The following is a 22,863-nucleotide window of genomic DNA, read 5'->3' as shown; positions in this document are numbered from 1 at the left end:
CAGAGTCTCACCCTGGGCCCTGGATTGCTTCGCTTCGCTCGCAATGACGGCGACTCACATGTTCAACACACGCCCGTAGGCGTCGAGCACGGCTTCCTTCATCATCTCCGACAGGGTCGGATGCGGGAACACCGTGTGCATCAGCTCTTCCTCGGTCGTCTCCAGGTTCATCGCGACGACATAGCCCTGAATCAGCTCGGTCACCTCGGCGCCGACCATGTGGGCGCCGATCAGCTGGCCCGTCTTCTTGTCGAAGATCACCTTGACCAGGCCCTGGTCCTCGCCGAGCGCGATCGCCTTGCCGTTGCCGACGAAGGGGAAGCGGCCGACGCGGATGTCGCGGCCCTGCTCCTTCGCCTTGGCCTCGGTGAGGCCGACGGAGGCGACCTGCGGGTGGCAATAGGTGCAGCCGGGAATGAGGCTCTTGTCCATCGGATGCGGATGCAGGCCCTTGATGGCCTCGATGCAGACCACGCCCTCATGCTCGGCCTTGTGCGCCAGCATCGGCGGACCGGCGACGTCGCCGATCGCGTAGAGGCCGGGCACGTTGGTCTTGCCGTAGCCGTCGATCACGATGCAGCCGCGGTCGGTCTTCACACCGAGCTTTTCCAGCCCGAGATTCTCGATATTGCCGACGACGCCGACCGCCGAGATGACGCGGTCGAACTCGGTCGTCTCGATCTTGCCCTTGCCGTCGTCGATCGTCGCCACCACGCTGTCGCTCTTCTTGTCGAGCTTGGTGACCTTGGCCCCGGTCATGATCTTGAGGCCTTGCTTCTCCAGCTGCTTGCGGGCGATGCCGGCGATCTCGGCGTCCTCGACGGGGAGGATCTGCGGCAGCACCTCAACCACCGTCACCTCGGAGCCCATGGTGCGGAAGAACGAGGCGAACTCGATGCCGATCGCGCCGGAGCCGACCACGAGCAGCGACTTCGGCATCTTGTCCGGCACCATCGCCTCGAAATAGGTCCAGACCAGCTTCTTGTCCGGCTCCAGGCCCGGCAGCACGCGCGGCCGCGCGCCGGTCGCCACGATGATGTGCTTGGCCTGGTAGCTGCCCTCGCCCAGCGCTCCCTTCGGCGCTTCGACGTCGGACTTGGTGACGGTGATCTTGCCGGGCGCGTCGATGTTGGCGCGGCCCCAGATCACCTGCACCTTGTTCTTCTTCATCAGGAAGCCGACGCCGTCGGCCAACCGCTTGGAGACGCCGCGCGAGCGCTGCACCACCGCCTTGGGATCGTAGGAGATCTTCTCCGCCGACAGGCCGTAGTCCTTGGCGTGCTGCATATAGTGATAGATCTCGGCCGAGCGCAGCAGCGCCTTGGTCGGGATGCAGCCCCAGTTCAGGCAGATGCCGCCGAGATGCGTCTTCTCGATGATCGCGGTCTTGAAGCCGAGCTGCGCGGCGCGGATCGCGGTGACGTAGCCGCCCGGACCGGAGCCGATGATGATGACGTCGAAGGATGTGTCGGCCATGGCTATGCAATCATTCTCATCGTTAGCCGGGTCAGTCGAACTCTCTCCGTCATTGCGAGGAGCGTAAGCGACGAAGCAATCCAGGGTTCCGGCGGGACTCTGGATTGCTTCGCTGCGCTCGCAATGACGGTGGATGCAGTTGCTGCGTGCTCACACCATCATCATCACGGGGTTCTCGATCAGCTGCTTGAAGGCGCCGATCAGCTCGGCGCCGAGCGCTCCGTCGATGGCGCGGTGGTCGCACGACAGGGTCACGCTCATCATGCTGGCGATCTCGATCTTGCCGTTGCGCACGACGGGCCGCTCCTCACTCGTGCCGACCGCGAGGATGGTCGCGTGCGGCGGATTGATCACCGCGGTGAAGTGCGTGATGCCGTACATGCCGAGGTTGGACACGGCGGTGGTGCCGCCCTGATATTCCTCCGGCTTCAGCTTGCGCGAGCGGGCGCGCGCGGCAAAGTCCTTCATCTCGCCGGAGATGGCAGACAGCGTCTTGGTCTCGGCCTTGCGGATGATCGGGGTGATCAGTCCGCCCGGCATGGCAACGGCAACGCCGACGTCGGAATGCTTGTGCTTGACCATGCCGCCTTCGGTCCAGCTGACGTTGCAGTTCGGGATCTTCTGCAGCGCCACCGCCATCGCCTTGATGACGAAGTCGTTCACCGAGAGCTTGTAGAGCGGCTTCTTGTCCTTGTCCTTTGGAGCTGCCGCATTGATCTCCTCGCGGGCGGCGAGCAGCTTGCCGATGTCGCAGTCGATCGTGAGATAGAAATGCGGGACGGTCTGCGTCGCCGCAGTCAGGCGCTGCGCGATGGTGCGGCGCATGCCGTCATGCGGGATGACCTCGTAAGAGCCCGGCTCGAACAGCGCCAGGATCTGCTTGTCGGACATCGACGGCGCCACGGCCGGCGCGCCTGCCGCCGACGGCGCGGCCTTCAGGCCCTTGCCGGACTTCGCCTCCTCGACGTCGCGGGCGACGACGCGGCCATGCGGGCCGGTGCCGGTGATGCGGCCGAGATCGATGCCGGCGTCCTTGGCGAGGCGTCGCGCCAGCGGAGAGGAGAAGATGCGGGCGTGGCCGTTGACCTGGGGGGCCGCCGCAGGCGCTGCGGCCGGTGCGGGAGCCGCAGCCGGCTTCGGCGCGGGCGCAGCGCTAGGTGCCGGCGCCGCGGCGGGAGCCGCCGACGCGGTCGGCTTGGATTCAGCCTTCGGCGCAGCGGCCGCCGGCGCGCTACCCGCAGCCTTGACGTCCTCGCCTTCGCCGGCGAGCACCGCAATCACGTCGTTGACGGGGACGTCCTGCGTGCCTTCCGGCACCAGGATCTTGGCGAGCGTGCCTTCGTCGACCGCCTCGACTTCCATCGTGGCCTTGTCGGTCTCGATCTCGGCGATGACCTCGCCCGATTTGACCTGGTCGCCTTCCTTCTTGAGCCAACGAGCGAGGTTGCCCTTCTCCATCGTCGGCGACAGCGCGGGCATCAGAATGTTGATCGGCATGATCAGTGACCTTGTTTCGACCTGGGGCTGGTGGTGCCCATATCAGTCGGCCGAGCCAGCTCGGCTTCGAACATCTCGACGATGCGCTGCAGCGCCTCGTCTTCGGAATAATCGCTCTCGCGCGCATAGGCGCGCGCAGCATGTCGGGCGACGTCGACCAGGAGCAGCCCCCACACGTCGGGCTCCTCGAACGCGCGCTGGAAGGCGATCGAGAGCCCGCCGTCGAGCACGAAGGCGCGCAACACTTCGGTGGCGTCCTCGCGGCCGACGACGTCGGGCGGCAGCGGCTGCTCCTTGGGTCCGGCCATCTGGGATGTCCCTTAGCGGTAGCAGACGGATTTTGCGGCCTGCACGACCTCCGCAGCCGACGGCAGCGCGAGCTTCTCGAGGTTCGCGGCATACGGCATCGGCACGTCCTTGCCCGACACGCGGGTGACAGGCGCATCGAGATAGTCGAAGGCGTGCTCCATGATGCGCGCGGCGATCTCGGCGCCGACGCCGCTCTGCGCCCAGCCCTCTTCCACCGTGACCGCGCGGCCGGTCTTCTTGACCGAGGCGATGATGGTGTCGGTGTCCATCGGACGCAAGGTGCGCAGGTCGATCACCTCGGCCTCGATGCCCTCCTTGGCGAGCTCGTCGGCGGCCTTGAGCGCATAGGTCATGCCGTTCGACCAGGAGATGATCGTCACGTCCTTGCCCGTGCGGGCGATGCGCGCCTTGCCGATCGGGATGATGTAGTCGTCGAGCTTCGGCACCTCGCCGGAGTGACCGTAGAGCACCTCGTTCTCGAGGAAGATCACCGGGTTCGGATCGCGGATCGCGGCCTTCAGCAGGCCCTTGGCGTCGGCCGCCGAATACGGCGCGACGACCTTGAGGCCCGGAATGTGCGAGTACCACGACGAGTAGTCCTGGCTGTGCTGCGCGGCGACGCGGGCGGCGGCGCCGTTGGGTCCGCGGAACACGATCGAGCAGCCCATCTGGCCGCCGGACATGTACAAGGTCTTGGCCGCGGAGTTGATGATCTGGTCGATCGCCTGCATGGCGAAGTTGAAGGTCATGAACTCGACGATCGGCTTCAGCCCGGCCATCGCCGCGCCGACGCCGATGCCGGCGAAGCCGTGCTCGGTGATCGGCGTGTCCATCACGCGGCGGGCGCCGAACTCCTGCAGCAGGCCCTGGGTGACCTTGTAGGCGCCCTGATATTCGGCGACCTCTTCGCCCATGATGAAGACGTCGCCGTCGCGACGCATCTCCTCGGCCATCGCGTCGCGCAGCGCCTCGCGGATGGTCTGCGTCACCATCTCGGTGCCGGCGGGCACTTCCGGATCCGGCTCGGCGACGCTCTGCGGCGCGGCCACGCCGGTCGGCGCGGGCGAGGCCTGCACGGAGACGCCAGCGTCCGCCGGCGGCGCCGATTGCGCGGCCTTCATTTCGGCGGCCGGCGCCGAGGCCTTCCCGAGATCGGCCGCCGTTTCGCCATCGGCGAGAATGGTCGCGATCGGCGTGTTCACCGCAACGTCGGCGGTGCCTTCGGGAATGAGAATCTTGCCGAGCGTGCCCTCGTCGGTCGCCTCGACCTCCATCGTCGCCTTGTCGGTCTCGATCTCGGCGATCACGTCACCCGACTTGATCGCCTCGCCTTCCTTCTTCAGCCATTTGGCGAGGTTGCCCTTCTCCATCGTGGGCGACAGCGCAGGCATCAAAACTTGAATAGGCATATCAGCTCCAGAGAAATCAGCTTGCGCGCGCGATTAGCGATAGACGTCGGTGTAGAGCTCGGCGGCATCCGGCTCGGGATCGGCCTGCGCGAAATCGGCGGCCTCGTTGACGATCTTGCGCACGTCGGCATCGATCGCCTTGAGATCCTGCTCGCTCACCTTCGCCGCCAGCAGGCGGTTGCGCACCTGCTCGATCGGATCCTGGTCGTGGCGGACCTTCTCGACCTCCTCGCGGGTGCGATACTTCGCCGGGTCCGACATCGAGTGGCCGCGATAGCGGTAGGTCTGCATTTCCAGAATGTAGGGGCCCTTGCCCTCGCGGCACCAGGCAACCGCCTTCTCGGCCGCCGCCTTCACGGCGCGGACGTCCATGCCGTCGACCTGCTCGCCCGGAATGTTGAAGGAGAGGCCGCGCTTGGAGAAGTCGGTCTGCGCCGATGCGCGCGACACCGCCGTGCCCATCGCATAGCGGTTGTTCTCGATGACGTAGATTACCGGCAGCTTCCAGAGCTCCGCCATGTTGAAGCTCTCATAGACCTGGCCCTGGTTGGCGGCGCCGTCGCCGAAATAGGCCACGCTGACCGAATCATTGCCGCGATAGCGGTTGGCGAGCGCCAGCCCCGTGCCGAGCGAGACCTGGGCGCCGACGATGCCGTGGCCGCCGAAGAAGTTCTTCTCCATGCTGAACATGTGCATGGAGCCGCCCTTGCCCTTGGAGTAGCCGCCGCGGCGCCCCGTAAGCTCGGCCATGACGCCCTTGGCATCCATGCCGCAAGCCAGCATGTGGCCATGGTCGCGATAGCCGGTGATGACCTGGTCGCCGTCCTTCAGCGCCATCTGCATGCCGACCACCACGGCTTCCTGGCCGATATAGAGGTGGCAGAAGCCGCCGATCGCACCCATGCCATAAAGTTGACCCGCCTTCTCCTCAAAGCGGCGGATCAGCAGCATGTCGCGCAGCGCGGCCAATTCCTGCTCTTTGGTGAATTCCGGCGGCGGGCCGTTGTCCCTGTCCTGCCCGTGTTCCTTTGCGGCGGTCTTCTTCGGTGCGGCCATGGCAATTCCGGATTGCGAGAAAAAGTAGCCCTCTCTAGCTCAACTCCAGGGGACGTAAAAGGACCGCGTGAACCCAGGTTCATTTTGCTTTGCCGCAGTGCAAACGGCCGCGAAATTTTAGAAATCGAACCGCTGGATTTTTGAAACGATCAATGGATGGCTGCCTATCGGAGCGTCAGGCTCGAAGGCTTGGGTCGACCAAGTCCCAGCGCCGCTTCGCCCCGGCCCAAGCCAATCGCTGCAGCGCCATTGACGAGATGCCGCGGGGACTGGAGCTTCTGGAGCACGCGGCGGATGAAGGCTGCGCCGCCTGTCCTCGCGGGACGCCAGCCGGCCGGGCATTTTCGCCGCCGACTGCGTAGTCCTACTGAGACAAATTCAGCAGGCTTAAACCATCGGTCCGCACGGTGTGCCATGCAGCAATGGCGCTGCTGGCCTTCCGGAAGTGCACCATGGTCCTGACGATTCCCCGCCGCTTCGGCATCCTTGTCGCCGTCTCGATTGCAGTCTGTATCGCGGCCATCGCAAGCCAGCTATTGAGCGCCCGCTCCGCGCTTCTGGATGAACGCAAAACGGCCATCGTCGGCCAGGTGCAATCGGCCGTGTCGATCGTGAAGGCGCTGGCCGCCGAGGTCCAGAAGGGATCGCTGACGGAAGCGGAGGCGCAGAGCCGCGCCAAGGCCACGCTGCGCGGCATCCGATACGGCAAGAACGACTACATCTTCGTCTACAAGCCGGATGGAGAGAATATCGTTCTCGGCCCCCGCCCCGATTGGGAAGGAAAGAATCTCAGCAACGAAAAGGACGCCAACGGCCTGCCATTCGTGCGCGAGCTGGTGGCCGCGGGTCTGCGCGACGGGGGCGGCTTCACCGACTATATGTTTGCCCGCGCCGGCAGCACCATTCCCGTCGCCAAGCTGGGCTACACGCTGAAGGCCGACCCGTGGAATTGGATCGTCGGTACCGGCGTCTATGTCGATGATCTCGACGAGATGTTCTACGCGTCGGTGAAGACGGCGCTGGTCTGGGCCGCCGGCCTGATCGCACTGCTCTGCGTGATCGCCCTGACCATTGCGCGAGGGCTAGTCCGCCCGCTGCAGGCCATCACCCGGGTGATGACCGAGCTCGCCACAGGCAATCTGGCCGTACAGGTCCCCGGCGCCGAACGACGCGACGAGCTCGGCGAGATGGCGCGGGCGGTCGAGGTGTTCAAGGTCAATGCCGAGGCCCGCCAGAGGCTCGAAGCCGAGCAGAAGGAGCAGGAAGGCCGCCTCGCCGCACAGCGCAAGGCCGACACCGAGCGCCTCGCCAACGAGTTCGAGAGCTCGGTCGGCAGCATCATCAACACCGTCTCGTCGGCAGCCGCCGCGCTCGAGACCTCGGCCAAGTCCCTCACCTCGACCGCCGACAGGTCCCAGGGCCTTGCGACCGTGGTCGCCAACGCCTCCGGCGATGCATCGAACAACGTTCAATCCGTGGCGGCCTCGACCGAGGAAATGTCGTCCTCGGTCAACGAGATCAGCCGGCAGGTGCAGCAATCGGCGGCGATCGCCAACGAAGCCGTGGCGCAAGCGCGGCGGACCAACGAGCGGGTCGGCGAACTGTCGCAGGCCGCAGCCCGTATCGGCGATGTCGTCGAGCTGATCAACACGATCGCGGGCCAGACCAACCTGCTGGCGCTGAATGCGACGATCGAGGCGGCGCGGGCCGGTGACGCGGGCCGCGGCTTCGCGGTGGTCGCCTCCGAGGTCAAGGCGCTGGCTGAGCAGACTGCCAAGGCCACCGACGAGATCAGCCAGCAGATCGGCTCCATCCAGGCGGCCACGCAGCACTCGGTGTCCGCGATCCGGGAAATCGGCGATACGATCGGGCGCATGTCCGAGATCGCCTCGACCATCGCCGCCGCCGTGGAGGAACAGGGCGCGGCAACGCAGGAGATCTCCCGCAACATCCAGCAGGCCGCGCAGGGCACGCGCCAGGTCTCGGCCAACATTGCCCAGGTCCAGCGCGAGGCCAGCGAGACCGGATCCGCCTCGTCGCAGGTGCTCAATTCCGTGCAGTGCCTGTCGCAGGACAGCCAGCGGCTCAAGCTCGAAGTCAGCCGGTTCCTGGCGTCGGTGCGCGCCGCCTAGCAGCCGCTCACGCACGGGCTCCCGAACGCCGGCCAGACTACGGGCCGGCGTTTCGGCGCCGACGGACCGGTCACTGCGGCCGGTTGATGCGGATCAGGTCACGCGGATTGGCGTAGCCGAGCTGGAAGCGCGCGCGCTCGTCGAGCATGTCGGGATCGACGCGGTCGGAGCGCAGCAGCGACACCCGCTTCTCGCCTTCCGCGCGCTCCTGCTTCAGCCGCACCAGCTCCGAGGTCAGCGACACGATCTCCTGGTCGAGCTCCTGGCGGGCATTCAGGCCATAGCGGCCGGTATAGGCATTGATGCCGAAATAGCCGATGATGGCCGCCGCCATCGTGTAGAGGGCGAGCCCGGTCAGGAAGGATTTCAGGCGTGCGCGGGAGACCATGCGCCGGAGAATGCTGCGGCGTCGGTTAAGGAATCGCTAACCTTGCGCTCCCCGGCCCGCTTGCACGTCTAAGTCCGGTAGGCCGGCTCCTCGGCGTCCAGCATCCGCTTGACCGCCTCGAGATGCAACCGCGCCGATTCCGCATCTCCGTCGCGCATCTGGCGATAGGCCGCCTCGGCAATCTCCGGCGCGACCGGCGCCACCTTGCGGCCGGTCGAGAGCGCCAGGCACTGCACCTCGCAGGCGCGCTCCAGGTAGTAGAGATCGTCCCATGCCTCGGCGATGGTCGGCGCCAGCACCATCACGCCGTGATGCTTCATGAAGACGATGTCGGCGTCGCCGATCGCACCCGCAATGCGGTCGCCCTCGCGGTTGTCGAGCGCCAGGCCGTTGTAGTTCTCGTCGACAGCGGTGCGGCCGTAGAATTTCAGCGCGGTCTGCCCGGCGAAAATCAGCGGCGGCCCCTCGGTCATGGAGAGCGCGGTGGCATAGGGCATGTGGGTGTGGAAGGCGACCTTGGCGCGCGGCAGCGCCTTGTGGATGCGGGCATGGATGTAGAACGCGGTCGCTTCGGGCTGGCCCTCGCCGGAGACGACGTGGCCGTCGAAGTCGCACACCAGGAGCTTCGAGGCTGTCAGTTCGCGGAAGGCGTAGCCGTAGGGATTGACGATGAAGAGGTCGTCATAGCCGGGCACCAGCGCCGAGAAGTGGTTGCAGATGCCTTCCTCGAGCCCGTGCCGCGCGGCCATCCGGAAGCAGGCGGCCAGATCGACCCGCGCCTGCCAGACCGCGTCGGTGTCGAGAACAGGCTGGTTCGGTCCCGGCTTTGACGAGCTGGCGGGCGTGAAGGAATGGGCCATGGCGTGTCCTATCGGGTTGCGCTTCGTTGCGCAGGTGACCAGCCACGCCTTGAAAACGGATCGGGCAAGGCGCGTCAACGCCCTGCCCGTTATACCCGTCATGTCCTGGCGACAGTGTGCCCAGAATCTCAGCCGTTCTGCTTGGCCACGAAGGCCGCGAAGGCGTCGAGATATTGCTGCAGCACGGTCTTGAGCGACTCCTTGGTCAGCTCGCCATTGCCGTCGAAGGCGTCGCCGACGCCATTAAGGTAGATCTCCGGCGTGCCCATGACGGGGCCCGAGATGCCCGGCATGATGTTCTGCAGATGCTTCGCGGCAGCGACGCCGCCGAGCGGGCCGGGCGAGTTGGAGATCAGGCCGACCGGCTTGCCCAGGAACGAGCTCTGGCCGTAAGGGCGCGAGGCGATGTCGATCGCGTTCTTCAGCACGCCGGGAATCGAGCGATTGTATTCCGGGGTCAGGATCAGCACGCCGTTCGACGCCTTGAGCTTGTCGCGGAACGCGAGCCATTCGGCCGGCGGATTGGCCTCGACATCCTGGTTGAAGAACGACAGGCCTTCCAGCGTGACCACCTCGATCTTGAGGCTTGCGGGCGCGAGCTTGGCCATCGCCTTGGCGATCTTGAGCGTGAAGCTCTCCTTGCGGAGGCTGCCGACGAGCGCGACGATGGAATACGGGGCGGGCATGGGAAAAATCCTCTTGAGACCGGGATGGCGCGGCACTTAAGGCGCGCCGGCAGGAACATGCAAGTGCATGGAATAACGCTTCGCGAAACTCAGCGTTTCATCGCGGAGCCCGCCTGAGCGGTTCCGCCTCCGGCTCACACCCGCCGGAATCAACCTGTCCCCTTGAGACAGCGGGTGAATTCCGCGACCGCCTGGTGCGTCAGCCAGATCGCCTGGCCGTCGACCGGCTGCGCCCAGCTCGACAGCTTGGCGATCACGATTTTGTTGGCGGCGTCGACGAACAGATTCTGGCCGTGGATGCCCATCGCGAACATCAGCTGCGGCTGATCATTGATGACGTACCAGCCGCTGCGGTAGTGCATGTTGCGGCTGATCGCGGCGAAGCTGTCGCGCCATTGGCCGTCGCGCCAGGCCTGGGTATCGCCGTTGTGCCTGATGTCATCGAGCCAGGCTTCTGGGACGATCGCGTGCGAGCCGCGCCGGCCGCCCGACAGCACGAGCTGGCCGAGCCGGGCGACATCGCGCAACGTCGCGCAGAAGCCGCCGGTGCAACGCGGCGCGCCCTTGCGGTCGACCGTGATGAACGCCTCGCCGCTGGCTCCCATCGGCTGCCACAGCAAGGTGCCGACGAGGCTCGCGAAGCTGCGGCCGGTGGCGCGCTCGATGGCCCAGCCCAGGAGATCGGTGTTCGACGAGACATAGCTGAAGGCGCCGCCATGCGGCTTGGCCTGCGCCCGCATCGTCGCAAAGAAGTCGTGCAGGTTCGGCGTCGTACCCGGGGCGACCGGCTCCCAGCCGGCGGCGTCGGCATAGGCCTGCAGGCCGACAGCGTCGAACACGATGCCGGCCCGCATGTCGGTGAGCTGGCGAATGGTGGCGCCGCGATAGGCCGTGCCTTCGACCTCCGGCACGTAGCGCGTCACCTCGGCGTCGATGTCGATCTCGCCACGGTCCACGAGGATGCCGAGCATCAGGCCGGTGATCGACTTGGTCGCCGACATCAGGATGTGCGGCGTGTCGCAATCGGTGCCGCCCTCATAATGCTCGAACACGATGCGGCCGTCGTGCAGGATCAAGAGCCCGTCGGTCGCCGTCGCCTTCAGGAAACCATCGAGGTCGAGCGTGCCGCCCTTCGGAAGCTTCAGGCTGAAACCATCGAACGAGGCCGGAGCCGCCGGCAGCGGCCAGGCGCTACCCGGCGCGCTCGCGATGTCGGCGACCGGCAGGAGCGAGCGGATGTTGTGAAACGCCCAGCGGCTATACGGCGCGGTGCGCCAGTTGGAGAGATCGGCGCTGGCGGGAGACGGATCGGTCGACATGCGGGGCCCTGCGGATGGCGGAGCGTCCGACATAGGCCGTCACGGCGGCGGGGGAAAGTCCGCTCTATCGCATATGCAAAAACGAACAGGCCGCCCTGAGGCGGCCTGGCACAGTCTCTCCTCCGTCATTGCGAGGAGCCCCCGGGTCTCGCCTCCGGCGAGCCCGAGGACAGGCTCCGCGACGAAGCAATCCAGAGTCCCGACCGAGCCCCTGGATTGCTTCGCTTCGCTCGCAATGACGAAGAAAACTTACAGCACCGGATTCCACGGTGCCGGGATCAGCCGGTACTTGGCGCCGTCCTTCTCGACATAACCCACCGACGGGAACGAGAAGTGGAAGCCGATCACCTTGGCCTTCTCGGCGGCGACCATGTCGTAGAACTTGTGCCGGGTCTCCTGGGCCTGCGCCGCGTCGGTGTCGAACATCACGTGCCAGTCCGGATTGCGCAGGAACAGCTCCGGCACGTTGGTGACGTCGGACTGGATGAACACCTTGGCATTGCCCGAAGCGACCGCGAACGAGGTGTGGCCCGGCGTGTGGCCGGGGGTGGCCAGCGCGGTGACTCCGGGCGCGACCTCCTTGTCCCACTCGTACTGGGTGACCTTGTTCTCCAGCCCGCCGAACACCTTCTTGAAGTTGGCGAAGTTGCCCTTCATCAGCTCGGAGGACGCCTTGGCGGCGTTCTCGTCGCTGTTCCAGAACGCCCACTCGACCGAGGGCACCTTGAGCTCGGCGTTCGGGAACGCCAGCGAGCCGTCGGCGAGCTTGAGGCCGTTGATATGGTCGCCATGCATGTGCGAGAGCACGACGACGTCGATCGCCTTCGGATCGATGCCGGCGGCGGCGAGGTTCTGCTGCAGGCGGCCGACGGCGCCCTTGCTGGCCTCGAAGGCGCCCGCGCCGTTGCCGGTGTCGATCAGGATCAGCTTGGAGCCGGTGTTGATCAGCTGCGGATTGAAGGGAATGGTGATCATGCCCTTCGGCATGTAGGCGCTCTCGGCCGCGGCCAGCGCCTCGTCCTTCGGCGTGTTGACGACGAACTTGTCGGGCATCGGGAAGGTGCGCGCGCCGTCGTTGATCGAGGTGCACTCGTAGTCGCCGACCTTGTAGCGGAAGAAGCCGGGCGCCTGGGCGCCGGCCGGCGCGGTGGCCGCGCGGGCCTGCGTGCCCGCGAGCGAGGGCAGCGTGCCGGCGGTGCCAGCCAGCGCGGCACCGGCCAGGAAGCGACGGCGATCCAATTGTGTCATCAGAAATCTCTCCTCAGAGGTGTCAGCGGCCAACACCGCCCCGAACAAGACGGCGCGGATTGTCTTCGGCCGCAGGCCAAAGGCAAGCCCGTCCGCAACGTTCGGGACGCGGCGTTAGGTCACTTATCTTTGTTGGGGTCGATAAGGAATTTTTCGCCAGTGGCCCGTTTGGCGTACACGGCGAGGTTCGCCGGATCGAGCGCCTCGGCCAGCGACACCACCTTTGTATAGTGGCTGGCGAAGGTGGTCTTGAGCTCGTCGACGACGCGCTGGCGCAGCCGCTCGCTGTCGGCCTTGCCGATCTTCATCAGGAAGGGAAACAGCAGCCAGCCGCCGACGCTCCAGGTCATGCCGAAGCCGCGCGTGATCTCGGTCGGGCGCAGATCGAGACCGCCGTAGATGTAGACCTGCTTGTGCACGGCCGAGCCGTAGCGGCTGTAGGGATACTTGCCCGACTTGTTGATGGCCGCTTCCATCGCATTGAGGATCTGCCCGGCGAGCTTACCGCCGCCGATCGCATCGAAAGCGATGGTCGCGCCGGTCTCGACCAGCGCCGCCGTCAGCTCCTCCATGAAGGTCGGAGACGTCGAGTCGACGACGTACTTCGCGCCGATGCCGCGCAGCAGTTCGGCCTGCGCCTGGCTGCGCACGATGTTGACCAGCGGGATGCCGTCCTTGAGGCAGATCTTGTTGAGCATTTGCCCGAGATTGGAGGCGGCCGCGGTGTGTACCAATGCGGTGTGGCCCTCGCGCTTCATCGTCTCGGTCATGCCGAGCGAGGTCAGCGGATTGACGAAGCAGGAGGCGCCCTCCTCCGGCGTCGTGCCGTCCGGCAGCGGCAGGCACTCGGAGACCTTCAGGCAGCGATACTGGCTGTACATCGCGCCGCCGATCGCCGCGACCGTGCGGCCCATCAGCGCCTTGGCGGCGTCGGACGATCCGGTCTTGACGACGACGCCGGCGCCCTCGTTGCCGATCGGCAGGGACTCGTCGAGCCGCCCGGCCATGGCGCGCATGCCGGCCTCCGGCACCTTGGCCGTGATGACCGGGCGATCCTTGCTGCCCGACGCCTGCATGGTCGAGAGATCGGCCGCACCGACGAGCAGGCCGAGATCGGACGGATTGATCGGCGCCGCCTCGATGCGCACCACGACCTCGTCCGGGCCCGGCTCAGGGGTCGGCACATCGACGAGCGACAATTCGAGCTCACCGCTGCGCTTGATCAATGTCCGCAGTTGCAGGCCGGTCTCGCCACTCATCTGTGCCTCCCCTGTTCTCTTGGCTCTTGTCGTGTCGTCAGCGATCAGGCCAGCGCCTTCAGCGCCGCGCGGCCGGCGTATTTGGCCTGCGAATCCAGCTCCTGCTCGATGCGCAGCAACTGGTTGTACTTCGCGGTGCGGTCGGCGCGCGCCAGCGAGCCGGTCTTGATCTGCCCGCAATTGGTGGCGACCGCGAGATCGGCGATGGTCGAATCCTCGGTCTCGCCGGAGCGGTGCGACATCACGGCGGTGTAGCCGGCCTTGTAGGCCATCTCGACCGCGGCGAGCGTCTCGGTCAGCGTGCCGATCTGGTTGACCTTGATCAGGATCGAGTTGGCGCGGCCGTTGCGGATGCCGTCCTCGAGGCGGTTCACGTTGGTGACGAACAGATCGTCGCCGACCAGCTGGCACTTGTGGCCGATCAGGTCGGTCAATTCCTTCCAGCCATCCATGTCGTCCTCGGACATGCCGTCCTCGATCGAGACGATCGGATAGCGCGCGACGAGGTCGGCGAGATACTTGGCCTGGTCCGACCGCGAGCGGCTCTTGTTCTCGCCCTCGTAGACGTACTTGCCGTCCTTGAAGAACTCGGTCGCGGCGCAGTCGAGCGCCAGCATCACGTCCTCGCCGGCGGTGTAGCCGGCCTTGCCGATCGCGGCCATGACGAAGTCGAGCGCCGCGTCCGCCGACGGGATGTTCGGCGCGAAGCCGCCCTCGTCGCCGACATTGGTGTTGTGGCCGGCCTTCTTCAGCTCGGCCTTGAGCGTGTGGAAGATCTCCGAGCCGCAGCGCAGCGCCTCCGCGAAGCTCGGCGCGCCCACCGGCATGATCATGAATTCCTGGAAGTCGATCGGATTGTCGGCATGCACGCCGCCATTGAGGATGTTCATCATCGGCACCGGCAGGGTGCGCGCCGAGGTGCCGCCGACGTAACGATAGAGCGGCATGTCGTAGGAGATCGCGGCCGCCTTGGCGCAGGCCAGCGACACGCCGAGGATGGCATTGGCGCCGATCCGGCTCTTGTTCTCGGTGCCGTCGAGCTCGATCAGGATCTGATCGATCTGGACCTGATCCTGCACCGACATGTCGGCCAGCGCCTCATAGACCTCGTCATTGATGGCTTCGACGGCCTTGAGCACGCCCTTGCCGAGATAGCGGTGCTTGTCGCCGTCGCGCAGCTCGACCGCCTCATGGGCGCCGGTGGACGCACCCGAGGGAACCGCGGCGCGGCCGACCGAGCCGTCCTCCAGCACGACGTCGACCTCGACCGTGGGATTGCCGCGGCTGTCCAGGATTTCGCGGCCGATGATGTCGACGATGGCGGTCATGGGGTCCTCGTGAGACGTTTCTGGGTGGGCTTTGCTGCGCCGCTTCTACCGCAAGGTCACGGGGGCGAAAAGGCCAAGTCGAGCGGAAGTCGGGCAGAACTGGCGTCGAAATCACGAACCAGATGACGCCCGCCCGGCGATTGGCTAAAGCGGCGCCAATTGCGATGCATGACACGACATAGGGCCACGAAATATATGGCGAAAAAAACCACCCCATCCCTGGCCTCGGCCGGCCTTCAGCTCGGCCGCGAGGTGGCGGCCCCCGACAGCCCGGCGGCGGCCAGGCTCGACCGCGTTCCCAACCCGCAGAAGGACACCGATTACCTGGCCCGCTTCACGGTCCCGGAGTTCACCTCGCTGTGCCCGGTGACCGGCCAGCCGGACTTCGCCCATCTCGTGATCGATTACGCCCCCGGCCCCTGGCTGGTGGAATCCAAGTCGCTCAAGCTCTACCTCGCGAGCTTCCGCAACCACGGCGCCTTCCACGAGGACTGCACCGTCGCCATCGGCAAGCGCCTGGCGTCAGAGATCAAGCCGAAATGGCTCCGCATCGGCGGCTACTGGTACCCCCGCGGCGGCATCCCGATCGACGTGTTCTGGCAGACGGGGAAGCTGCCGAAGGGACTGTGGGTGCCGGACCAGGGCGTCGCGCCGTATCGCGGGCGGGGGTGAGCGATCGATCGACCCAGCTCAATACGCAAAAAACCCGTCGAACTCGACTTTTTAGGCCGGGCGCAGCACCTCGAACGTCGATGAAGTGCAATAACGGACTATTTCGAAAGCGACTTAACGCGCTCTCGCTCAAACGCACCAATCTCTTGCTGCCACTCAGTGTACTTGGCGGCCTCGATGGGAACACCGATAAGATGAAACCCGGAGTTGTCTTCGTACATCGCTACAAAATAGTCTTGCGCGAGCTGACGAGGGGTAGAGGGACCTTCGGCGTAGCTATGGCCGCTGCCGAAAGTCACGTTTATGCGCTCCAGCTCTGGTCGCTTGCCACGGACAACGGCAAGCACCTGTAACCAAGCTGAACAGTCCTCGTGGGGAGCTTCGCCAGAACGCGCGGATTCCTCGAAACCATGGAGACCTGCAGGCCGGTCTAGGACCCGTACCCTGGCCAGAACGATTTGATCCATGGATGACAGGGCCTGGGGCTTCGGTATTTCGACAGGCACCTCTTCCGAAAAGTAAGTCCGCAGGCCATTAGCTGCTGCCGTCACGATCGTCATCGTCACAATCAGGACAACAAAGACCAAACAGCTGACGAGCGATCTGATCACTCTCCACCTCAACTCGCTCATTGAACTGGATGTCGCAGCGTTGATGAGTATGACCAGTGGTCGCCACCCATAATCGCCCGAATGTTTTCTAGCATCTCAACTCTCCCGTCGGGGAGACTTTAACGCAGCTGCCAGACTCCTGCCAATTTCAAATAAGAACCACCATGTGACGTTCGTATCGGCCTGAATGCCGGTTTTCGACTTGGCACCAGGAACACATTCGTTCAGCCACGCAGCAGAAAATTTCTTCTTTCTTTTTTTCAGAATACGTGTTTTACTCTCGCCGTCCCGTCTCGATCTGAGGGGCGCTTCGCGGTCGTCACGGACGTTGAGGCGGGATGCGGTGGGCGTGTCGGGTTCGCAGCGTGATCCATCATGCGGACGAACGGGCCTGATGCGCCGGCGAAGTCGTATGGTCCTGGCCTCCCGACGCTGAGGCTACGCTGGCGGTGATGATGATCCGCTGGTCACGGGGGCAAGACAGCCCGGTCCCCGGGGAGAGTACGTATAAGCCGCCCAACCATCGCGCGGGGAATGCCGGGATATCTCGGCTGAACCTGTGGTTCTCGCCGCCTGCATTTTTTTCCGCAGGCGGGCCATGGGGGCGGCCAGCTCCCGGCATTCCCCGTGCCCTCTTCAATGGAAAAGGGCATGTCCAAAGGCAAAGCTCGGACGCAGAGGCGCCGCGAGATGGCGGCGGTGTGTGCCCACGGCTCACGCAGCAAACAATGGGCATTGTGTGCTCGCCTCTCTCCACGTCGTCATGCCCGGGCTTGTCCCGGGCATCCACGTCCTTCTCAGCGTGCCGAACGACGTGGATGGCCGGGACAAGCCCGGCCATGACGGAGCAACTAATCAGCAATCGCTTCTGCAGCGACGGCACCATACCGTCAAATGCGATGGCCCAGCGCACGCCGCCGAAAAGACCGTTACGTCACCGCCGCATCCGCCGGCGGGCGCTGCCGCAGCAGGGCGGCGCAGGCGAGGCCGAGGGCGACCATCATGGCGCCGGCGATGAACAAGGTCGGCTGCTTGCCGCCGTGCACCACGCCAAAGCCGTAGGCGATCGGGCCGACGGTCTGGCCGAGGAAGAAGAAGAACGAGTGCAGCGACATCGCAGTCGCGCGCGCGCCGATCGACAGCTCGCTGGCGAACACCTGCAGGCAGCCATGGATCATGTAGAAGCCCCAGCCCATCATCAGCATGCAGGCGAATTGCAGCTTCCAGGACGGGCCGAACGACAGCGCGGCAAGCTGCACGCCGACCAGCGCGGCGCCGACGATCATCATGCCCTTGACGCCGAGCCGCGGCAGGAAGTTCGACACGGTGGCCGTATAGAACAGGCCGCCCACCGCAAAGCCCGCGATGACGATGCCGGCGATCGACAGCGAGGTCTCGCCGAGATCGAACAGGAACGAGGCGATGAACGGAAACAGGCCGAACACGCAGCAGCCTTCGACGAACACCGCCGAGTAGCAGAACCGCGTGTTCGGATTCCTGAAGATGATGCCGTAGCCCTTCTTCAGGGTGGCGAGATCGGTGGTGGCGGCGTGCGTCACCTTGGCGCCGCGGAAGCCGGCGGCGACCGCGAAGGAGGCGATCAGTCCGAGCGCGCCGAGGATGGCGAGCACGCCGCGCCAGCCGATGAAATCGCCGATGATGCCGGACGCGGTGGCGCCGAGCAGATTGCCGGCCATCGAGCCCGCCAAGGTGCGGCCGATCGCGACCTGGCGCTTGTCGGGCGCCACGAGATCGGCGGTCAGTCCGAGCGCCACCGGAAACACGCCGCCGGAGGCGATGCCGGCGAGGATGCGGGTGGCGAACAGCAGCGGAAACGAGGTCGCGAGTGCGCCGAGCACGCTGGCGACGCCGAGCAGCGCCAAGCACAAGGTCATCAGCCGCGCCTTGCCGAACAGGTCGGCCGCGGCGCCGATCGCCGGCTGGATCAGCGCGTAGATCAGCGCATAGCCGGCGGCGATGCCCGCCGCGGTGGCGATGCTGATCGAAAAATCCTCGGCGACATGCGGCAGCACCGGATCGAGCGCGCGCGTCGACAGCGCCGCGGAGAAGCCCGCCAGTGCGATGATGTTGACGGCCGGCGGAAACTTGTTGTCTGGCTTGTTGCCAGACGGCTTGGCGACGGGCTGGTGCATCAGGACGCAGCGTCCGCCGCCTGGCCCTTCGCCAGCTGGTCGAACGCCATCAGCGTCCGCAGCAGTCCCTCGAACTGCGCCAACGGCACCATGTTCGGTCCGTCGGAGGGCGCATGATCGGGATCGGGATGGGTCTCGATGAACACGCCGGCGACGCCGACCGCCACGGCCGCGCGTGCGAGCACGGGCACGAATTCGCGCTGGCCGCCCGACGAGGTGCCCTGCCCGCCCGGCTGCTGCACCGAATGGGTCGCATCGAAGATCACCGGCGCGCCCGTCATCTTCGCCATGATCGGCAGCGCGCGCATATCCGACACCAGCGTGTTGTAGCCGAACGAGACGCCGCGCTCGGTCGCGAGCACGTTGGGATTGCCGGCGCCGGTGATCTTGGCGACCACATTCGCCATGTCCCAGGGCGCCAGGAACTGGCCCTTTTTGACGTTCACGACCTTGCCGGTCGCGGCCGCCGCGAGCAGCAGGTCGGTCTGGCGACACATGAAGGCGGGGATCTGCAGGATGTCGACCGCCTGCGCCACCTCGGCGCATTGGCTGGCGTCATGCACGTCGGTCAGCACGGGAAGGCCGAGCGAGGACCGGATCTCGGCGAAGATCGGCAGCGACTGTGCGAGGCCGAGTCCACGCGCGGCAGAGCCGCTGGTGCGGTTGGCCTTGTCGAACGAGGTCTTGTAGACGAGGCCGATGTTCAGCCGCGTCGCGATCTCCTTCAGCGCCGAGGCGACCTCCAGCGCATGCCCGCGGCTCTCCAGCTGGCAGGGACCTGCGATCACCGCGAGCGGCAGCTGATTGCCAAACTTGACGGCGCCGACGGTGACGACCGGCGCGGCAGAGATCGGAGCGTTCACGGCATCATCCTCTTGGTGAGCGCGCGACCATGGCCAATCCGGCCCGCCGGATCAACCCGGCAGAAACCGGCGAATATCAGGGTTGCGGGGACAGTCATCCCCGCATCCCCGTGCGCCGACCTATTTCAGCGCGGAAAAGGCCGTCGGCACCAGGAACTGGCTGGTGATGTTGGCGACGATCTGGCCGTCCTCCTCGCTCTTGGCGCGCGCCGCGATCCACTCCGGATTGGTCATGAAGGCGGTCCACTTGGTCTCGCGCTCGGCGAGCGATTCCCAGGCGAGAAAATAGGTCAAATCCTGGTTGGATTCGCCGATCAGCGTGGTGAAGAAGCCCACGGGGCGGATGCCGTGTTTTTCCCACAGCTTCAGCGTGGTGTTTTCGAAGCGCTTCAGCAGCGCCGGCAGCCGGCCGGGAATGCAGCGATAGATGCGGCTCTCGTAGATCATTGGATGGCCTCCCTAGGATCGTTGTCGGACTTCAGAGAGGGTTGTCGCAACAATCACCGCTGCCGTCAAAGGCCGAGCTGTCAGCCCCGACCGTCATTGCGAGCGGAGCGAAGCAATCCAGAGTCGCGAGCGGGACTCTGGATTGCTTCGTCGCTGGCGCTCCTCGCAAGGACGGTCGAGGCCCGCAGCCTGCTACACCAGCCGCGACTGCACCACCGCGGCCTGGATGAACGAGGCGAACAGCGGGTGCGGCTCGAACGGGCGCGACTTCAGCTCGGGGTGGAACTGGACGCCGATGAACCAGGGATGGTCCTCGTACTCCACGATCTCGGGCAGCACGCCGTCCGGCGACAGGCCGGAGAACTTCAGGCCGTGCTGCTCGAGCCGGTCCTTGTAGGCGGTGTTGACCTCGTAGCGATGGCGGTGCCGCTCCGAGATCTCGGTCGCGCCGCCATACACCTCGGACACACGGCTGCCGCGCTTGAGCGCTGCAGGGTACGCGCCGAGTCGCATCGTGCCGCCGAGATCGCCGGTCTGCGAGCGCTTCTCCAGCTCATTGCCGCGCAGCCACTCGGTCATCAGGCCGACCAGCGGCTCCCTGGTCGGCCCGAACTCGGTCGAGTTGGCTTCGGTGATGCCGACCAGATTGCGCGCGGCTTCGATCACCGCCATCTGCATGCCGAAGCAGATGCCGAAATACGGCACGTCACGCTCCCGCGCGAACTGCGCCGCGCGGATCTTTCCTTCCGCGCCGCGCTGGCCGAAGCCGCCGGGCACCAGGATGCCATTGACGTGCTCGAGGAACGGCGCGGGGTCCTCGTTCTCGAACACCTCGCTCTCGATCCAGTCGAGCTTGACGCGGACCTTGTTGGCGATGCCGCCATGCGACAGCGCCTCGATCAGCGACTTGTAGGCATCCTTCATGCCCGTGTACTTGCCGACGATCGCAATCGTCACGTCGCCTTCCGGATTGCGGACACGCTCGTTGATCGTGTGCCAACTTGCCAGCGCCGGCGGAATGCGCGGCTCGATGCCGAACGCCGCCAGCACCTCGTCGTCGAGACCGGCGGCGTGATACGCCTCGGGCACCGCGTAGATGTTGTCGACGTCGCGCGCCTCGATCACAGCGCTCTCACGCACGTTGCAGAACAGGCCGAGCTTGCGCCGCTCCTCCTTCGGGATCTCGCGATCGGTGCGGCACAGCAGGATATCCGGCTGGATGCCGATCGAGCGCAGCTCCTTCACCGAGTGCTGCGTCGGCTTGGTCTTCAACTCGCCCGCGCTCGGGATGTAGGGCAGCAAGGTGAGATGGATGTAGATCGCGTGGTCGCGGGGCAGCTCGTTCTTGAGCTGCCGGATCGCCTCGAAGAACGGCAGCCCCTCGATGTCGCCGACGGTGCCGCCGATCTCGACCAGCACGAAATCGTACTCGTCGTTGCCCGACAACACGAAGTCCTTGATCGCGTTGGTGACGTGCGGGACGACCTGGATGGTCGCGCCGAGATAATCGCCGCGGCGCTCCTTGGTCAGGATGTCCTGGTAGATGCGTCCGGTGGTGATGTTGTCGGCCTTGGTCGCGGGCCGCCCGGTGAAGCGTTCGTAATGGCCGAGATCGAGATCGGTCTCGGCGCCGTCATCGGTCACGAACACTTCGCCGTGCTGATACGGCGACATCGTGCCTGGATCGAGGTTGAGATAGGGGTCGAGCTTGCGAAGCCGGACCTTGTAGCCACGGGCCTGCAGCAGCGCGCCTAACGCGGCTGAAGCCAGACCCTTTCCGAGCGAGGAAACCACGCCGCCGGTGATGAAGATGTACCGCGCCATGGGACCCTACCTTTAATGCCGCGCGCTCGATTCGCCAAAACGAATCGTGGTCGGCCCGCAACGCTGTCGCGGGCCTGTGGGTTACGTCGAAATATGAATGGTCTCAGGAACTTGAGACCGCCTCCTGATGCAGGACGCCAATTGCGTTCCTGCATGGCATCCCCGCGTTATTGCGACTGCGGGGCGGACGGCGCGCTCGGCGCCGCAGGCGCCTGCTGCTCGTCGGCCTTCTTCAACTGGTCGAGCACGCCGCCGCTGCCCGGCGCCACCGGCGTTCCGCCGGACTGTGTCTGGCCGGGCACGGTGCCGAGAATCGACGTCGGCTTGCGCTCGAGGCCCGCGAGCCAGGTCAGCAGCAGGCTGGTGATGAAGAAGCCGACCGCCAGCACCGCCGTCGTGCGCGTCAGCAGATTCGCGGTGCCGCGGCTCGACATGAAGCCGGCACCGCCGCCCATGCCGAGGCCGCCGCCTTCGGACTTCTGCAACAGCACCGCGCCGATCAGGACGGCGACGATCATGAGGTGGATGACGATCAAGACAGTCTGCATGGTGACCTTCCGTCACAAGCCCTCGCTGGCCCCGACCGGAGGCCGGGATCGCGAGAGCTTCGCGGGCTATTCGGAAATTTGCGCGGTGTTACACGATCAAATCGGGCAACGCCACCCCGCAGATAATCGCAGCCGCGCTTCTCACAAGCGCAGTCACGAGCGGCGTCGCTTCCTCTTGAAAGCTGAACTTCATTCCATTATTAGAGACAAATGGATCAAATAATAGACGACTTCAGCCAACGGCTCGCCCGGCGCCTTCAACTGGAGCGCGACGGCCGAGGCTGGTCGCTGGCCGACCTCGCCGAGCGCTCAGGCGTCTCGAAGGCCACCATCAGCAAGATCGAGCGCGCCGAAGTGAGCCCGACGGCTGTGGTGCTCGTCAAGCTGGCGAGCGCCTTCGAGCTCAGCCTGGCAGGACTGATGCTGCGCGCCGAGGCCCAGCCGGAGCGCGTGTCCAGGGCCGATGAGCAGCCGGTCTGGCGCGACCCGGACACCGGCTACCTCAGGCGGCAGGTGTTCCTGCGTCCAGACCATCCGGTCGAGCTGGTGTCCGTCGAGATGCCCGCTCGCCGCAGCGTGACCCTGCCGGCCTCGTCCTACATCCACATCCGCCAACTGCTCTGGGTGCAGAGCGGACGCCTGACCATCATCGAAGGCGCCGAGCGCCATGAGCTTAGCCCCGGCGACTGCCTCGGCTTCGGCCCGCCGATCGATACCACCTTCGCCAATGAGACCGACGCGCCCTGCACCTATGTCGTGGCGCTTGCCCGGAGTTGAG

Annotated in this window: 21 protein-coding genes; 3 read left to right on the top strand and 18 right to left on the bottom strand. The window is 65.7% G+C overall.

Translation table 11 applies throughout. The annotated features are described in order from the left end of the window. Nucleotides 1-54 precede the first annotated feature (54 nt). From lpdA to pdhA, 5 genes are all read right to left on the bottom strand, one after another. Nucleotides 55-1,476 (bottom strand): dihydrolipoyl dehydrogenase, encoded by a 1,422-nt coding sequence (gene lpdA, locus ACQR1Y_RS10860; protein ID WP_434877188.1) that lies wholly within the window; start codon nucleotides 1,474-1,476, stop codon nucleotides 55-57. 150 nt (nucleotides 1,477-1,626) lie between these two features. Then, on the bottom strand, nucleotides 1,627-2,973 hold the full coding sequence (locus ACQR1Y_RS10855) for a pyruvate dehydrogenase complex dihydrolipoamide acetyltransferase (protein ID WP_434877187.1): 1,347 nt from the start codon (nucleotides 2,971-2,973) through the stop codon (nucleotides 1,627-1,629). A 2-nt stretch (nucleotides 2,974-2,975) separates the two neighbouring features. Continuing rightward, nucleotides 2,976-3,281: a DUF5076 domain-containing protein gene (locus ACQR1Y_RS10850; RefSeq protein WP_008963957.1), complete on the bottom strand. Its 306-nt coding sequence runs from the start codon at nucleotides 3,279-3,281 to the stop codon at nucleotides 2,976-2,978. A 12-nt stretch (nucleotides 3,282-3,293) separates the two neighbouring features. After that, nucleotides 3,294-4,691: a pyruvate dehydrogenase complex E1 component subunit beta gene (locus ACQR1Y_RS10845; RefSeq protein WP_006614387.1), complete on the bottom strand. Its 1,398-nt coding sequence runs from the start codon at nucleotides 4,689-4,691 to the stop codon at nucleotides 3,294-3,296. Between the two features lie 33 nt (nucleotides 4,692-4,724). Further along, on the bottom strand, nucleotides 4,725-5,747 hold the full coding sequence (gene pdhA, locus ACQR1Y_RS10840) for a pyruvate dehydrogenase (acetyl-transferring) E1 component subunit alpha (protein WP_434877186.1): 1,023 nt from the start codon (nucleotides 5,745-5,747) through the stop codon (nucleotides 4,725-4,727). A 452-nt stretch (nucleotides 5,748-6,199) separates the two neighbouring features. Here pdhA and ACQR1Y_RS10835 point away from each other — a divergent pair, with 452 nt between their 5' ends. Further along, on the top strand, nucleotides 6,200-7,879 hold the full coding sequence (locus ACQR1Y_RS10835) for a methyl-accepting chemotaxis protein (RefSeq protein WP_434859079.1): 1,680 nt from the start codon (nucleotides 6,200-6,202) through the stop codon (nucleotides 7,877-7,879). Between the two features lie 70 nt (nucleotides 7,880-7,949). Here the strand turns inward: ACQR1Y_RS10835 and ACQR1Y_RS10830 are convergent, their stop codons facing one another. The 7 genes from ACQR1Y_RS10830 to eno all read right to left on the bottom strand — a co-directional run bounded on the left by ACQR1Y_RS10830 (nucleotide 7,950) and on the right by eno (nucleotide 14,967). Next, the gene (locus tag ACQR1Y_RS10830; RefSeq protein WP_434859080.1) at nucleotides 7,950-8,267 is read right to left on the bottom strand and encodes an FtsB family cell division protein; all 318 of its coding nucleotides are present in this window, start codon (nucleotides 8,265-8,267) and stop codon (nucleotides 7,950-7,952) included. 68 nt (nucleotides 8,268-8,335) lie between these two features. After that, on the bottom strand, nucleotides 8,336-9,127 hold the full coding sequence (locus ACQR1Y_RS10825) for an aldolase (protein WP_434877185.1): 792 nt from the start codon (nucleotides 9,125-9,127) through the stop codon (nucleotides 8,336-8,338). A 128-nt stretch (nucleotides 9,128-9,255) separates the two neighbouring features. Continuing rightward, on the bottom strand, nucleotides 9,256-9,813 hold the full coding sequence (locus tag ACQR1Y_RS10820; protein ID WP_434877184.1) for an NADPH-dependent FMN reductase: 558 nt from the start codon (nucleotides 9,811-9,813) through the stop codon (nucleotides 9,256-9,258). A gap of 149 nt (nucleotides 9,814-9,962) precedes the next feature. Then, the gene (locus tag ACQR1Y_RS10815) at nucleotides 9,963-11,132 is read right to left on the bottom strand and encodes a serine hydrolase domain-containing protein (protein ID WP_434877183.1); all 1,170 of its coding nucleotides are present in this window, start codon (nucleotides 11,130-11,132) and stop codon (nucleotides 9,963-9,965) included. A 249-nt stretch (nucleotides 11,133-11,381) separates the two neighbouring features. Further along, on the bottom strand, nucleotides 11,382-12,380 hold the full coding sequence (locus ACQR1Y_RS10810) for an MBL fold metallo-hydrolase (protein WP_434877182.1): 999 nt from the start codon (nucleotides 12,378-12,380) through the stop codon (nucleotides 11,382-11,384). Nucleotides 12,381-12,499: 119 nt separating this feature from the next. Next, nucleotides 12,500-13,639 carry a zinc-binding dehydrogenase gene (locus tag ACQR1Y_RS10805; protein WP_434877181.1) on the bottom strand — a complete coding sequence of 380 codons (1,140 nt, stop codon included), beginning with the start codon at nucleotides 13,637-13,639 and terminating at the stop codon, nucleotides 12,500-12,502. 44 nt (nucleotides 13,640-13,683) lie between these two features. Continuing rightward, on the bottom strand, nucleotides 13,684-14,967 hold the full coding sequence (gene eno / locus ACQR1Y_RS10800) for a phosphopyruvate hydratase (protein ID WP_434877180.1): 1,284 nt from the start codon (nucleotides 14,965-14,967) through the stop codon (nucleotides 13,684-13,686). Between the two features lie 195 nt (nucleotides 14,968-15,162). Between eno and queF the strand changes: the two genes are divergently transcribed. Next, a complete protein-coding gene (queF, locus tag ACQR1Y_RS10795) occupies nucleotides 15,163-15,639 on the top strand; it encodes a preQ(1) synthase (RefSeq protein ID WP_434877179.1) in 477 nt (158 codons plus the stop codon). Between the two features lie 98 nt (nucleotides 15,640-15,737). On the opposite strand, the gene ACQR1Y_RS10790 is transcribed toward queF, so the two are convergent. From ACQR1Y_RS10790 to secG, 6 genes are all read right to left on the bottom strand, one after another. Beyond that, nucleotides 15,738-16,250 carry a hypothetical protein gene (locus tag ACQR1Y_RS10790; RefSeq protein ID WP_434877178.1) on the bottom strand — a complete coding sequence of 171 codons (513 nt, stop codon included), beginning with the start codon at nucleotides 16,248-16,250 and terminating at the stop codon, nucleotides 15,738-15,740. Nucleotides 16,251-17,179: 929 nt separating this feature from the next. Continuing rightward, entirely contained in the window at nucleotides 17,180-18,403 is a 1,224-nt protein-coding gene (locus ACQR1Y_RS10785; RefSeq protein WP_434877177.1) for an MFS transporter, read from the bottom strand. Further along, entirely contained in the window at nucleotides 18,403-19,266 is an 864-nt protein-coding gene (gene kdsA / locus ACQR1Y_RS10780; RefSeq protein ID WP_434877176.1) for a 3-deoxy-8-phosphooctulonate synthase, read from the bottom strand. The genes ACQR1Y_RS10785 and kdsA overlap by 1 nt, the downstream gene beginning before the upstream one ends. Nucleotides 19,267-19,386: 120 nt before the next feature. Then, nucleotides 19,387-19,713, bottom strand: coding sequence for an NIPSNAP family protein (locus ACQR1Y_RS10775; protein WP_172109297.1), 327 nt, complete (start codon nucleotides 19,711-19,713; stop codon nucleotides 19,387-19,389). 192 nt (nucleotides 19,714-19,905) lie between these two features. Further along, nucleotides 19,906-21,537 (bottom strand): CTP synthase, encoded by a 1,632-nt coding sequence (locus ACQR1Y_RS10770; RefSeq protein WP_434859094.1) that lies wholly within the window; start codon nucleotides 21,535-21,537, stop codon nucleotides 19,906-19,908. A gap of 167 nt (nucleotides 21,538-21,704) precedes the next feature. Further along, nucleotides 21,705-22,085 carry a preprotein translocase subunit SecG gene (gene secG / locus ACQR1Y_RS10765; protein ID WP_434859095.1) on the bottom strand — a complete coding sequence of 127 codons (381 nt, stop codon included), beginning with the start codon at nucleotides 22,083-22,085 and terminating at the stop codon, nucleotides 21,705-21,707. Nucleotides 22,086-22,295: 210 nt separating this feature from the next. Between secG and ACQR1Y_RS10760 the strand changes: the two genes are divergently transcribed. Beyond that, complete coding sequence (locus tag ACQR1Y_RS10760; protein WP_434859096.1) at nucleotides 22,296-22,862, top strand: helix-turn-helix domain-containing protein; 567 nt, start codon at nucleotides 22,296-22,298, stop codon at nucleotides 22,860-22,862. Nucleotide 22,863 lies beyond the last annotated feature (1 nt).

It is taken from the genome of Bradyrhizobium sp. HKCCYLRH3099, assembly GCF_051167855.1.
In the GTDB taxonomy this organism is placed as follows: domain Bacteria; phylum Pseudomonadota; class Alphaproteobacteria; order Rhizobiales; family Xanthobacteraceae; genus Bradyrhizobium.
The sequence above is the reverse complement of the archived record's forward strand: the minus strand, read 5'-3'. Positions and strand labels throughout refer to the sequence as shown.

What these genes read in the sequence shown, in the direction of transcription:
- ACQR1Y_RS10815 (WP_434877183.1), bottom strand. Translation starts at nt 11,132, where the DNA reads ATGTCGACCGATCCGTCTCCCGCCAGCGCCGATCTCTCCAACTGGCGC.
- lpdA (WP_434877188.1), bottom strand. Translation starts at nt 1,476, where the DNA reads ATGGCCGACACATCCTTCGACGTCATCATCATCGGCTCCGGTCCGGGC.
- ACQR1Y_RS10845 (WP_006614387.1), bottom strand. Translation starts at nt 4,691, where the DNA reads ATGCCTATTCAAGTTTTGATGCCTGCGCTGTCGCCCACGATGGAGAAG.
- pdhA (WP_434877186.1), bottom strand. Translation starts at nt 5,747, where the DNA reads ATGGCCGCACCGAAGAAGACCGCCGCAAAGGAACACGGGCAGGACAGG.
- ACQR1Y_RS10820 (WP_434877184.1), bottom strand. Translation starts at nt 9,813, where the DNA reads ATGCCCGCCCCGTATTCCATCGTCGCGCTCGTCGGCAGCCTCCGCAAG.
- ACQR1Y_RS10760 (WP_434859096.1), top strand. Translation starts at nt 22,296, where the DNA reads ATGGATCAAATAATAGACGACTTCAGCCAACGGCTCGCCCGGCGCCTT.
- ACQR1Y_RS10830 (WP_434859080.1), bottom strand. Translation starts at nt 8,267, where the DNA reads ATGGTCTCCCGCGCACGCCTGAAATCCTTCCTGACCGGGCTCGCCCTC.
- ACQR1Y_RS10855 (WP_434877187.1), bottom strand. Translation starts at nt 2,973, where the DNA reads ATGCCGATCAACATTCTGATGCCCGCGCTGTCGCCGACGATGGAGAAG.
- ACQR1Y_RS10825 (WP_434877185.1), bottom strand. Translation starts at nt 9,127, where the DNA reads ATGGCCCATTCCTTCACGCCCGCCAGCTCGTCAAAGCCGGGACCGAAC.
- ACQR1Y_RS10775 (WP_172109297.1), bottom strand. Translation starts at nt 19,713, where the DNA reads ATGATCTACGAGAGCCGCATCTATCGCTGCATTCCCGGCCGGCTGCCG.
- ACQR1Y_RS10805 (WP_434877181.1), bottom strand. Translation starts at nt 13,639, where the DNA reads ATGAGTGGCGAGACCGGCCTGCAACTGCGGACATTGATCAAGCGCAGC.
- secG (WP_434859095.1), bottom strand. Translation starts at nt 22,085, where the DNA reads ATGCAGACTGTCTTGATCGTCATCCACCTCATGATCGTCGCCGTCCTG.
- ACQR1Y_RS10835 (WP_434859079.1), top strand. Translation starts at nt 6,200, where the DNA reads ATGGTCCTGACGATTCCCCGCCGCTTCGGCATCCTTGTCGCCGTCTCG.
- ACQR1Y_RS10810 (WP_434877182.1), bottom strand. Translation starts at nt 12,380, where the DNA reads ATGACACAATTGGATCGCCGTCGCTTCCTGGCCGGTGCCGCGCTGGCT.
- queF (WP_434877179.1), top strand. Translation starts at nt 15,163, where the DNA reads ATGGCGAAAAAAACCACCCCATCCCTGGCCTCGGCCGGCCTTCAGCTC.
- ACQR1Y_RS10850 (WP_008963957.1), bottom strand. Translation starts at nt 3,281, where the DNA reads ATGGCCGGACCCAAGGAGCAGCCGCTGCCGCCCGACGTCGTCGGCCGC.
- ACQR1Y_RS10770 (WP_434859094.1), bottom strand. Translation starts at nt 21,537, where the DNA reads ATGGCGCGGTACATCTTCATCACCGGCGGCGTGGTTTCCTCGCTCGGA.
- ACQR1Y_RS10785 (WP_434877177.1), bottom strand. Translation starts at nt 18,403, where the DNA reads ATGCACCAGCCCGTCGCCAAGCCGTCTGGCAACAAGCCAGACAACAAG.
- eno (WP_434877180.1), bottom strand. Translation starts at nt 14,967, where the DNA reads ATGACCGCCATCGTCGACATCATCGGCCGCGAAATCCTGGACAGCCGC.